At 71.3% G+C, this 11,671-nt stretch carries 9 protein-coding genes; 2 read left to right on the forward strand and 7 right to left on the reverse strand.

Annotated elements, in window-relative coordinates; all coding sequences use genetic code 11:
• Nucleotides 1-64: 64 nt before the first annotated feature.
• Nucleotides 65-1,297 carry a radical SAM family heme chaperone HemW gene (gene hemW, locus ACIQ7D_RS18765; RefSeq protein ID WP_403938814.1) on the reverse strand — a complete coding sequence of 411 codons (1,233 nt, stop codon included), beginning with the start codon at nucleotides 1,295-1,297 and terminating at the stop codon, nucleotides 65-67.
• A gap of 101 nt (nucleotides 1,298-1,398) precedes the next feature.
• Nucleotides 1,399-3,393 carry a SpoIIE family protein phosphatase gene (locus ACIQ7D_RS18770; protein WP_403938868.1) on the reverse strand — a complete coding sequence of 665 codons (1,995 nt, stop codon included), beginning with the start codon at nucleotides 3,391-3,393 and terminating at the stop codon, nucleotides 1,399-1,401.
• Between the two features lie 305 nt (nucleotides 3,394-3,698).
• Here ACIQ7D_RS18770 and ACIQ7D_RS18775 point away from each other — a divergent pair, with 305 nt between their 5' ends.
• The gene (locus tag ACIQ7D_RS18775) at nucleotides 3,699-4,283 is read left to right on the forward strand and encodes a two-component system response regulator (RefSeq protein ID WP_384990570.1); all 585 of its coding nucleotides are present in this window, start codon (nucleotides 3,699-3,701) and stop codon (nucleotides 4,281-4,283) included.
• Nucleotides 4,284-4,468: 185 nt separating this feature from the next.
• Here the strand turns inward: ACIQ7D_RS18775 and ACIQ7D_RS18780 are convergent, their stop codons facing one another.
• The gene (locus tag ACIQ7D_RS18780; RefSeq protein WP_403938815.1) at nucleotides 4,469-6,355 is read right to left on the reverse strand and encodes an AMP-dependent synthetase/ligase; all 1,887 of its coding nucleotides are present in this window, start codon (nucleotides 6,353-6,355) and stop codon (nucleotides 4,469-4,471) included.
• Between the two features lie 316 nt (nucleotides 6,356-6,671).
• Nucleotides 6,672-8,540, reverse strand: a complete 1,869-nt coding sequence (gene lepA / locus ACIQ7D_RS18785; protein WP_403938817.1) for a translation elongation factor 4 — start codon at nucleotides 8,538-8,540, stop codon at nucleotides 6,672-6,674.
• A gap of 270 nt (nucleotides 8,541-8,810) precedes the next feature.
• Here lepA and rpsT point away from each other — a divergent pair, with 270 nt between their 5' ends.
• The gene (rpsT, locus tag ACIQ7D_RS18790) at nucleotides 8,811-9,077 is read left to right on the forward strand and encodes a 30S ribosomal protein S20 (protein WP_329827156.1); all 267 of its coding nucleotides are present in this window, start codon (nucleotides 8,811-8,813) and stop codon (nucleotides 9,075-9,077) included.
• 216 nt (nucleotides 9,078-9,293) lie between these two features.
• Here rpsT and holA read toward each other — a convergent pair whose 3' ends face one another.
• The 3 genes from holA to ACIQ7D_RS18805 all read right to left on the reverse strand — a co-directional run bounded on the left by holA (nucleotide 9,294) and on the right by ACIQ7D_RS18805 (nucleotide 11,597).
• Nucleotides 9,294-10,292: a DNA polymerase III subunit delta gene (gene holA / locus ACIQ7D_RS18795; protein ID WP_403938819.1), complete on the reverse strand. Its 999-nt coding sequence runs from the start codon at nucleotides 10,290-10,292 to the stop codon at nucleotides 9,294-9,296.
• Between the two features lie 132 nt (nucleotides 10,293-10,424).
• The gene (locus ACIQ7D_RS18800) at nucleotides 10,425-10,670 is read right to left on the reverse strand and encodes a hypothetical protein (protein ID WP_403938821.1); all 246 of its coding nucleotides are present in this window, start codon (nucleotides 10,668-10,670) and stop codon (nucleotides 10,425-10,427) included.
• 42 nt (nucleotides 10,671-10,712) lie between these two features.
• Nucleotides 10,713-11,597: a YceI family protein gene (locus tag ACIQ7D_RS18805; protein WP_403938823.1), complete on the reverse strand. Its 885-nt coding sequence runs from the start codon at nucleotides 11,595-11,597 to the stop codon at nucleotides 10,713-10,715.
• Nucleotides 11,598-11,671: the final 74 nt, after the last annotated feature.

Here is an 11,671-nt window from a genome sequence, read left to right on the forward strand (position 1 = left end):
GCAGAGCAGGAGAACAGCCTAAGCAGCCACACCCGAATCCGCGGGGATTCACACCGGCGGGTGATCAGTCCACCAGGTCCCTGACGACTGCGTCCGCCAGGAGGCGGCCCTTCAGCGTCAGCACCGCGCGGCCCGCCTCGTACGGCTCCGGTACGAGCAGGCCGTCGGCCAGGGCGCGGACGGCGGCGGTCAGGCCGGCCGGGCGGAGGAGGGACAGCTCGCAGCCGTCGGCCAGGCGCAGTTCCAGCAGGATGCGCTCGACCCTGCGGTCCTCCTCGGTGAGCAGTTCGCGGCCCGCGCCCGGGGAGCGGCCCTCCGCGAGGGCCTGGGCGTACGCGCCGGGGTGCTTCACGTTCCACCAGCGCACGCCGCCGACGTGGCTGTGGGCGCCGGGGCCCGCGCCCCACCAGTCGGCGCCGCGCCAGTACAGCTCGTTGTGGAGGCAGCGCGCCTGCTCCGTGGTGGCCCAGTTGGACACCTCGTACCAGGAGAAGCCGGCCTCCGCGAGCACCTGGTCCGCGATGAGGTAGCGGTCCGCGTGCTCGTCGTCGTCCGTCATGGGGACCTCGCCGCGCCGGATGCGGCGGGCGAGCCCGGTGCCCTCCTCGACGATCAGCGCGTAGGCCGAGATGTGGTCGGGGCCGGCGCCGACCGCCGCCGCGAGGGTGTCGCGCCAGTCGGTGTCGGTCTCCCCCGGCGTGCCGTAGATCAGGTCGAGGTTCACGTGGGCGAACCCGGCGGCGCGGGCCTCCGCGACGCACGCCTCGGGGCGGCCCGGGGTGTGCGTACGGTCGAGGACCTTCAGGACGTGCTGTTTGGCGCTCTGCATGCCGAAGGAGATCCGGTTGAAGCCGCCCTCGCGCAGGGCGGCGAGGTAGGCCGGGTCCACGGACTCGGGGTTCGCCTCCGTGGTGATCTCCGCGTCCTCCGCGAGCCCGAACTCGTCACGGATCGTGCCCAGCATCCGTACGAGGTCCCCGGCGGCGAGCAGGGTCGGGGTGCCGCCGCCGACGAAGACCGTACGGACCTGGCGCGGGTCGTCGCCGAGGACCTTCCTGGCCAGCCTGACCTCGTCGGCGAGGGTGTCAGCGTAGTTGTCGCGGGAGGCCAGCACTCCGCCGGAGCCGCGCAGCTCGGTCGCCGTGTACGTGTTGAAGTCGCAGTAGCCGCAGCGGGTCGCGCAGTACGGAACGTGCAGGTAGAAGCCGAGCGGTCGGTCCGCCGCTCCTGCCAGGGCGTGCCGGGGCAGCGCTCCGGTCTCGGGCATGGGGTCACCGTCGGGCAGTGCGGAAGGCATGCACCCAGTGTCCCGTACGCGAGGGGAAGGGCGGGACGGGGCTGGACGGGGCTGGACGGGGCTGGATTCCACCCGGCCCGCCGCGCCCCGCCCGCCCGTGATCACTCCGCCTGGAGCACCAGCAGCGCCAGGTCGTCCCCCGGCGGCGCCTCCGCGAATTCGTGCACCGCGCGCCGTATCCGCTCCGCCACCCCCTGTGCCGTCAGCCCGGCGCACTGCGCGAGGGCCCGCGCGAGCCCGTCGCCGTCGTCGAGCATCCGGCGGCCCGAGCGTCGCTCGGTGACGCCGTCGGTGACGCAGAGCAGCGTGTCCCCGGGCTCCAGGTCGAAGGTGCTGCTCTCGTACGCGACCTTCTCCACGACCCCGAGCAGCACCTGCGGCTCGGCGGCGGTCCTCACGGTGCCGTCGGGACGCAGGAGCAGCGGCAGGGGGTGGCCGGCGCTGGCGAGGACGCACCGTACGCCGCCGCCGTCCGGCAGGGGCGTCAGCTCGCCGTACAGCAGCGACAGGAAGCGGGCCTGGCGGCCCTCGGGCGGCCCCGGAGGGCTCGCCAGGGCTCCGGGCGGCCCCCCGGGCCCGCCGGCCGCCCCGACGGCCGTCAGGGACGCCGGTTCGGCCGCCTCCGTCGCGTCGTCGAGGAGCAGCCGGTTGAGGCGGTCGAGGACCGGACCGACCCCGTACCCCTCGCGCGCGAGCAGCCGCAGCCAGGGGCGGGCGAGGCCGGTGACGACGGCGGCCTCGGGGCCGCTGCCCTGGACGTCGCCGAGCATGAAGCACCAGCGATCGCCGGGCGGGCACGGGAAGACGTCGTAGAAGTCGCCGCCCGCGAGCCCCTCGTCGCTCGGTTCGTACACGAGGGAGCTGGCGACGCCGGGTATGCGCGCCATCTGGGTGGGCAGCAGTCCGCGCTGGAGGACGCGGCTGATGGTGGCCTGCCGGGTGTAGCGGCGGGCCGCGCCGATACCGAGGGCGACGCGCCGGGCGAAGTCCTCGACGAGGGAGGTCACCGCGTCGGGGACGGCGCTCTGCCCGGGGCGCCCGAGCAGGAGTGTGCCCAGGGCGCGGCCGTTCGCGACGAGCCGGCAGGCGAGCGCCGCGCCGTCGCCCACCGCGCCCTCGAAGGCCGGCCAGGGCACCGGCACCGGGGTGCCGTGCGGCGGGCCGGGGAGCCGCGGCGGCTCCTTCGCCAGTGTGGCGCGCAGCGGCTCGATACGGGACTCGTCGGCATGCCAGACACGGGCGAGCCGGGGCGCCGCGCCCGCCTGTGCTCCGTCGCCGTCCAGCCAGACCGCGCACCAGTCGGCCAGGCGTGGCACCAGCAGTTGGCCGGCGAGCGCGGCGACCAGGTCCTCGTCGAGCTGTCCCGCGAGCAGTTCGGACGCCTCGGCGAGGAAGGAGAGGGCCCCTCCGCCGGCCCACTCCGGTTCGTCGCGGACCGTACGCCGGGGTGCGGGGGCCAGGATCTCGGCGGCGCGCAGACCGCGGCGCAGGGCGGGCTCGGCCGGTCCGCCGTCGGGTCCTGCTTCCCGCCCTTCGAGGGGGAGCCGGGCCCAGACCGTCTTGAGGCCGGCACGGTAGGTGATGCCCCAGCGTTCGGCGAGCGCGGAGACGAGCTGCAGCCCACGGCCGTACTCGGGCGTGCCGGAGGGCGGCGGTCCGTTCGGGTCGCTCTGGAGGGACCGCGTCGGGTGGTGGTCGGAGACTTCGAGGACGAGCGCGGCCGGTTCGTCGCCTGCCCGTGCCCCCGCGAGGTCCCCGGAGGGATCCTCGCAGGGGGCTTCGAGCCGGCAGAGCAGTTCGACGGTGGTGCCCGCGTGCACGACCGCGTTGGTGACGAGTTCGTCGACGATCAGCACGGCGTCGTCGGCGAGGAGATCGGTGCTGTGCGTGCCCGGGGAGCAGCCTGTCTCCCCTTGGCAGTAGGTGCAGGTGGCGAGCAGCCCGAGGCTGGTCCAGTCCGCGAGCGCCGCGCGTGCGAAGCGGCGTGCGGCGGACGGTGCGAGCGGGTTGCCGGGCAGGCTGGTACGGGAGATGGACCGCGCGTCCCTCCGTAACGGCACCTGGGGTGCCGGACGGTGGCGGGTGTCGCGCGGCATCGGAATGGGCCCCACTGCGGCTCCTGATCCGGTTCTGGCGTTGTGCCGCTTACGATCCCGACAGAGTGACAGACGGAGGGCGTTCCTACGCACCGAGTCATGGAAGTCGCCGGAGATTGCCCCCGGGCCTTGACAGCGGGATCCGCACGGGCGGGCGGACCGGCCGCCGTAGGGGTGGCGCGGCGGTGGCGCGGAGTGCGGGCCAAAGCTCCGGAACCGCGTGCGAAACAGCCCCGGACAGAGCATTCTTGCCTCGCTGGCCGAAAGACACAGGCCGGACAAGGACCAACAAGGATGATCAGCACATGAACGGCACAGCGGTCGGCACGGAGCGCGCGGGCATTCTGCTCGTCGACGACATGGAGGACAACCTCACCGCGCTCGAAGCGGTGCTGGCCTCGCTGGACGAGCGGCTCGTACGGGCCCGTTCCGGCGAGGAGGCGGTGGAGGCACTGCTGCGCCAGCCGTTCGCGCTGATACTGCTGGACGTCCGGATGCCCGGCATGGACGGCTTCGAGACCGCGTACCGGATCAAGCGGCTCGACCGGGCCAAGGACATCCCGATCATCTTCCTGAACGGACCTGGCTCCGACAGCGGTTACGCCTACCGGGGTTACGCCACGGGCGCGGCGGACTTTCTGACCAAGCCGTTCGACCCGTGGATGCTGCGGGCCAAGGTCAGCGTCTTCCTCGATCTGCACCGCAAGAACCGCCAGTTGGAGCGGGCGCTGGCGCGCGAGCAGGAGCAGCTCGGGGAGGTGGCCGGCCGGCTGGCGAAGATCGAGGACGCGCTGCGGAGCGACGCGCCGGAGCATCTGGCCGATCTGCGGCGCCACTTGGAGCGGATCGAGGACGCGCTGGGCGAACTGCGGCGCGGGCGGGACCGGTAGGCCGGCGAGCCGGCAGATCGATGAGCCGGTAAGTCGACAGGCAGTTGGACCGATAAGGCGCTGGACCGAGGGGGCGCTGGACCGGCGGGGCGTCGGACCGGCAAAGCGTCGGACCGGCAAGGCGTCGGACCGGCGGGGCCGCGAGTCTGCCCTCGCGGCCCCGCCCCCGCACGTCATGTCCCGCGTCAGGCCTCGCGGGAGCCCTCGTACATCTCCTCGATCAGATTCTTGTACTCCCGCTCCACGACGGGCCTCTTGAGCTTGAGGCTGGGCGTCAGCTCACCGTGCTCGATGTCCAGATCGCGCGGGAGCAGCCGGAACTTCTTGATGGTCTGCCAGCGCTGCAGGCCCTCGTTGAGCCGCTTCACATACCCGTCGACGAGCTGCTCGACCGCCGCCGAGGCGACCACGTCGGCGTACGGCCGGCCGGCCATGCCGTTCTCGGCCGCCCAGCCGAGGATCGCCGGCTCGTCGAGCGCGATCAGCGCCGTGCAGTAGTTGCGGTCGGCCCCGTGCACCAGGATGTTGGAGACGAACGGGCAGACCGCCTTGAACCGGCCCTCGACCTCGGCCGGGGCGATGTACTTGCCGCCCGATGTCTTGATCAGGTCCTTCTTGCGGTCGGTGATCCGCAGATAGCCGTCGTTGGACAGCTCGCCGATGTCCCCGGTGTGGAACCAGCCGTCGGACTCCAGCACCTCCACGGTCTTCTCCGGCAACCCGTGATATCCGGCCATCACCCCCGGGCTGCGCAGCAGGATCTCGCCGTCGTCCGCGATCCGTACCTCGGTGCCGGGCAGCGGCTTGCCGACGGTGCCCGTACGGTACGCCTCGCCCGGGTTGACGAAGCTGGCCGCGCTGGTCTCGGTCAGCCCGTACCCCTCCAGGATGTGGATCCCGGCGCCGGAGAAGAAGTAGCCGATCTCGGGCGCGAGCGCGGCGGAACCGGAGATGGCGGCGCGCAGCCGGCCGCCGAACGCCTCGCGGAGCTTGCTGTACACGAGCGCGTCGGCGACCTTGTGGCGGGCACCGAGGGCGAACGGCACGTTCCTCGTGCCCGTACGGCGGAAGTTGTCCTGGGCGGCGACGGCGTGCTCGCGGGCGACCCCGGCCGCCCACTGGAAGATCTTGTACTTGGCGGGGCCGCCGGCCCGTGCCTTGGCGGCGACGCCGTTGTAGACCTTCTCGAAGATCCGCGGCACGGCCGCCATGTAGGTCGGCCGGACCACCGGAAGATTGTCGATGATCTTGTCGACGCGGCCGTCCACGGCGGTGACGTGGCCGACCTCGATCTGCCCGGACGTCAGCACCTTGCCGAAGACGTGGGCGAGCGGCAGCCACAGGTACTGCACGTCGTCCGTGTTGATCAGGCCGGTGGCGGCGATCGCCTTGGCCATGTACGACCAACTGTCGTGCCCCAGCCGTACGCCCTTGGGGCGGCCCGTGGTGCCCGAGGTGTAGATGAGGGTGGCGAGCTGGTCGGCGGTGATCGCGTCGACCCGCTCCTCGACCGCCTTGGGGTGATCGGCCAGATACGCGGTGCCGCGCGCCTCCAGATCGGCGAGCGAGAGCACCCAGTCCTCCGGGTCACCCTCGGCGGGCACGGCGCCGGCCGCTTCGATCACCACGACATGGGCGAGATGCGGCAGCTCGGCTCGGCGCTCGCGCGCCTTGGCGAGCTGGGCGGCGTCCTCCGCGATCAGCACCCGGCTCCCGGAGTCGGAGAGGATGTACGCGGACTCCTCGGTGTTGGTCGAGGGGTAGACCGTGGTGGTCGCGGCGCCCGCGCACATCACCCCGAGGTCGGCGAGGATCCACTCGACACGGGTGGCGGAGGCGAGCGCGACCCGCTCCTCGGGCTGTACGCCGAGCGCGATCAGCCCGGCGGCCACGGCGTACACCCGCTCCGACGCCTCGGCCCAGCTCAGCGAGCGCCACTCGTCGGGGCCCTGGCCGACGGCCGGGACGGGGTAGCGGTAGGCCTCCGCGTCCGGCGTGGCCGCCACGCGCTCAATGAAGAGGGTCGCCACGGAGGGCGGCCGGTTCTCGATCAAGGTCTGAGTGTCGCTCACGGCATCCTCCGGGCCCGCGGCAGCGCTGCCGACGTGCTGACTGAGTTGTGACTGACGAGTAACTAATGCTGCGACCGGCGATTAACTAAACCGACGAGTAACTACGAATCTGCGCTCAGGGTAGAGGCCGCCCGCCCGGCGCGTAAGGGCCCGTAAGCAGCCGCTTCATAACGAAGCGGCGCCCGCGCGGGGGCTCTCGGGAGCTTTCCGGGGGCTTAGGGGGGCACCCGGATGGCGCTACGGGCCCTCACACCGCGGTGTGAGGGCCCGTAGCGCCATCGGACCGGCATCGGAACGGCCGCTGCTGTTACTTCGTCTACTTCTTCGCCTTGCCGCCGGAGTCGTCACTGGAGAGCACGGCGATGAACGCCTCCTGGGGGACCTCCACGCTGCCGACCATCTTCATGCGCTTCTTGCCCTCCTTCTGCTTCTCCAGCAGCTTCCGCTTCCGGGAGATGTCACCGCCGTAGCACTTGGCGAGGACGTCCTTGCGGATGGCGCGGATCGTCTCGCGGGCGATCACCCGGGAGCCGATGGCCGCCTGGATGGGCACCTCGAAGGCCTGGCGCGGGATCAGCTCGCGGAGCTTGGCGACGAGCCGCACCCCGTACGCGTACGCCTGGTCCCGGTGGGTGATCGCCGAGAACGCGTCCACCTTGTCGCCGTGGAGCAGGATGTCGACCTTGACGAGGTGGGCGGTCTGCTCGCCGGTGGGCTCGTAGTCGAGCGAGGCGTAGCCCCGGGTCTTGGACTTGAGCTGGTCGAAGAAGTCGAAGACGATCTCGGCGAGCGGCAGCGTGTAGCGGATCTCGACGCGGTCCTCGGAGAGGTAGTCCATGCCGAGCAGCGTGCCGCGCCGGCTCTGGCACAGCTCCATGATCGCGCCGATGAACTCGCTCGGGGCGAGGATCGTGGCCCGTACGACCGGCTCGTGCACCGAGTCGATCTTGCCCTCGGGGAACTCGCTCGGGTTGGTGACCGTGTGCTCCGTGCCGTCCTCCATCTCCACGCGGTAGACCACGTTGGGGGCGGTGGCGATCAGGTCGAGGCCGAACTCGCGCTCCAGCCGCTCCCGGATCACGTCGAGGTGGAGCAGACCGAGGAAGCCGACGCGGAAGCCGAAGCCGAGCGCCGCGGAGGTCTCCGGCTCGTAGACCAGGGCGGCGTCGTTGAGCTGGAGCTTGTCGAGGGCGTCGCGCAGCTCGGGGTAGTCCGAGCCGTCCAGCGGGTAGAGGCCGGAGAAGACCATCGGCTTGGGGTCCTTGTAGCCGCCGAGCGCCTCGGTCGCCCCCTTGTTCAGGGTGGTGATCGTGTCGCCGACCTTGGACTGCCGTACGTCCTTCACGCCGGTGATGATGTAGCCCACCTCGCCGACGCCGATGCCGTCGGCCGGGGTCATCTCCGGGGAGGAGACCCCGATCTCCAGCAGCTCGTGGGCGGCGCCCGTGGACATCATCCGGATCCGCTCGCGCTTGTTGAGCTGGCCGTCGATGACTCGGACGTACGTCACGACCCCCCGGTAGGAGTCGTAGACCGAGTCGAAGATCATCGCGCGGGCGGGGGCGTCCTTGACGCCGACCGGCGGCGGAACCTCCTTGACGACCTTGTCGAGCAGGACGTCCACCCCGACACCGGTCTTCGCCGAGACGCGCAGGACGTCCTCGGGCTGGCAGCCGATGAGGTTTGCCAGCTCCTCGGAGAACTTCTCCGGCTGCGCGGCCGGCAGATCGATCTTGTTGAGCACCGGGACGATGGTGAGGTCGTTCTCCATCGCCAGGTAGAGGTTGGCGAGCGTCTGCGCCTCGATGCCCTGGGCGGCGTCCACGAGCAGGATGGTGCCCTCGCAGGCCGCGAGCGAACGGGAGACCTCGTAGGTGAAGTCCACGTGTCCCGGCGTGTCGATCATGTTGAGGACGTGGGTCGTGCCCTGGCCCTCTCCCGTGGTGGGGGCCCAGGGCAGCCGGACCGCCTGGGACTTGATCGTGATGCCGCGCTCGCGCTCGATGTCCATCCGGTCGAGGTACTGAGCGCGCATCTGCCGCTGGTCGACCACTCCGGTGAGCTGGAGCATCCGGTCGGCCAGCGTCGACTTGCCGTGGTCGATGTGGGCGATGATGCAGAAGTTGCGGAGCAGCGCCGGGTCCGTACGGCTCGGCTCGGGCACATGGAGAGGGGTCGCGGGCACGCAGGGTCCTGATTCTTGAGACGCGCGGCGTCTCGTCTCGGGTGGACGCGGATCGATACGTAGGCTCCATGGTCCCACGGGTACGGGACTGCGCCCGGTTTGGGCCGGTCGCGGGGTCGCTGCTAGCCTGACTAGCTGCGTCCCGGTCCCTCTTCTCTCCGCCTCGCCGAGGCGGGGGTCCCCGCCTCGGCGGGGTGGGCCGGACGGTGCTGTATCGAGTCGGTGCTGTACCGGGTCAACGAATTCATCAAAGCTGAGAAGGCTCATAACGTGGCGAACATCAAGTCCCAGATCAAGCGGAACAAGACCAACGAGAAGGCACGCCTGCGCAACAAGGCTGTCAAGTCGTCGCTCAAGACCGCGATCCGCAAGGCCCGCGAGGCCGCTGCCGCCGGTGACGTCGAGAAGGCCACCGCGGCTTCTCGCGAGGCGTCCCGTCAGCTCGACAAGGCCGTCTCGAAGGGTGTCATCCACAAGAACGCCGCCGCCAACAAGAAGTCGGCGCTGGCCTCCAAGGTCGCCACCCTCCAGGGCTGAGCCCCGGTCTCTTTGATGTGTACCGCCGGAAAGGACTCAGCGGGCCCTCTCTACCGCTCCTGACCGGCGACCCCCGAACTCGCACGCGACTGCGTTCGCCACGCGGGTGCGCGTTCATCAGCTTCATGAGCTGCACAGCTTGACGTCGAAGGTCCTGGCCCGTTCCCCCGGAACGGACACCAGGGCCTTCGGCGTGTCCGGGCCGGAGTGGTCGCGCTAGCCCTGTCCCTGGCGGCCGGAGCGGGCCGCGCGGGCGATCGCGACGACCGCCTTCTCCAGGGCGAACTCCGGATCGTCGCCGCCACCCTTGACGCCGGCGTCCGCCTCGGCGACGGCCCGCAGCGCGATCGCCACACCGTCCGGCGTCCAGCCGCGCATCTGCTGGCGCACCCGGTCGATCTTCCACGGCGGCATCCCCAGCTCGCGCGCGAGATCGGCGGGCCGGCCACCGCGGGCCGAGGAGAGCTTGCCGATGGCCCGCACTCCCTGGGCGAGGGCGCTGGTGATCAGTACGGGGGCGACTCCGGTCGACAGCGACCAGCGCAGCGCCTCCAGAGCCTCGGCCGCCCGGCCCTCCACGGCGCGGTCGGCGACGTTGAAGCTGGACGCCTCGGCGCGGCCCGTGTAGTAGCGGCCGACAATCGCCTCGTCGATCGTTCCCTCGACATCCGCCACGAGCTGGTTGACGGCGCTGGCCAGCTCGCGCAGATCGCTGCCGATCGAGTCGACCAGGGCCTGGCACGCCTCGGGCGTGGCCGAGCGGCCCAGCGCGCGGAACTCCGACCGTACGAAACCCAGCCGCTCGGCGGGCTTGGTCGTCTTGGGGCAGGCGACCTCACGGGCCCCCGCCTTCCGGGCGGCGTCCAGCAGCCCCTTGCCCTTGGCTCCCCCGGCATGCAGCAGGACGAGCGTGATCTCCTCTGCGGGCGCGTCCAGATACGCCTTGACGTCCTTGATCGTGTCGGCGGAGAGGTCGTGCGCGTTCCGTACGACCACGACCTTGCGCTCGGCGAAGAGCGACGGGCTGGTCAGCTCGGCGAGGGTGCCGGGCTGAAGCTGGTCGGAGGTGAGATCGCGGACGTCCGTGTCGGCGTCGGCGGCGCGGGCCGCCGCGACGACCTGCTGCACGGCGCGGTCGAGCAGCAGGTCCTCCTGGCCCACGGCGAGTGTGAGCGGGGCGAGCGGATCGTCGGTGGAAGCTTTTCTGGTGGCCATCGTGGTCCACGATCTCACGCCCCACCGACAGCGAGAGGCGTCTGACCGGGCCCGGGGCCCGAGGGCCCCGACGGCCCGGGGTTCGAGCGTCCCGGGGGCCCGGGGTTCGAGCGTCCCGGGGGCGGGGCGGAGTTACGGGGCCTCGCGCCAGCCGTCCCAGTCCGCGACGAAGGTGTCCAGCGCCGCGGAGTCCAGCCGCGCCTCCGGGTCCTCCACGACCACCAGCCACTGGGCGTCCTCGGCGTCGTCCTCCCCGGCCAGGGCATCCCGTACGAGCTGGGGCTCCTCGGTCACCGGGAAGCGCTCGCCGAGCGCCCGCACCACCTCCTCCGCGGCGTCGCGATCGGGCAGCACCAGTACGTGTCTCACATCGCTCACGGCCGTATTCTCCCAGGCCGGCCGGGCCCGTGGGCCGCCCGGTCAGGTCTTGGGGACGATCTGGATATCCATCTCGATCCTGATGCTGGAGCCGACGACCGCGATGCCCCGGGCCAGCATCGACTGCCAGTTGACGGTGTAGTCCTCGCGATGCAGCTCCGTACTGGCGCGGACGGCCGCACGGGTCTCGCCCTCCATGCCGTTGCCGATGCCCAGGTAGTGGGCGTCGAGGGTGACGGTCCGGGTGACGCCATGGAGGGTGAGCGCGCCGGTGATCCCCCAGTTGTTGCCGCCGCGATGGGTGAAACGGTCGCTGTAGAACTCCAGCGTCGGATAGTTGTCCACGTCGAGGAAGTCGGCGGAGCGCAGGTGGTCGTCGCGCATCCGCACGCTGGTGTCGATCGACGCGGCGCCGATGACGACATGCATGGCCGACTGCTCCATCGTCTCGCCGATCCGGATCGCCCCGGCGAAGTTGTCGAAGCGGCCGTGGACCCGGGCGAGCCCGATGTGACGGGCGATGAAACCGATCCGGGAGTGGGCCGGTTCGATCTCCCAGTCGCCGGGCGCGGGCAGCGGCAGCGACGGGGCCACCTGGAGAGTGATGTCCCCCAGGCCGCTGGACTCGGCGCCGTCGCCGACCGTCACATTGCCCCGGAACGGGGTGAAACTGTCGGCGGATATCGCCAGTCGGTACTCCCCGAGGGGGACCATCGCCACCATCGTCCCGAACGGGTCGGTCTCCCCGCTCACGATCTTGCGGCCGTTGCTGTCGCTCACCGTGAACTCGGCCTGTCCGACCGGCTCATTGACCGGGTCGATGACGCGGCAGCTGAGCAGTCCGGCGCCGGGCGGTACGGAGAGACCGGCGAACGGACCGGGCTTCTGATGAGCGGCCGTCCGTCGGCCGAGCAGGCGGCTGATCATGGCGTGCGTACCCCTGTGCGGTCGGGCTCTACGGGGCCGTACCGCGGAACGTCGTCGGAACGGCGACCCATGAC

The organism is Streptomyces sp. NPDC096310, assembly GCF_044763125.1.
Lineage (GTDB): Bacteria > Actinomycetota > Actinomycetes > Streptomycetales > Streptomycetaceae > Streptomyces.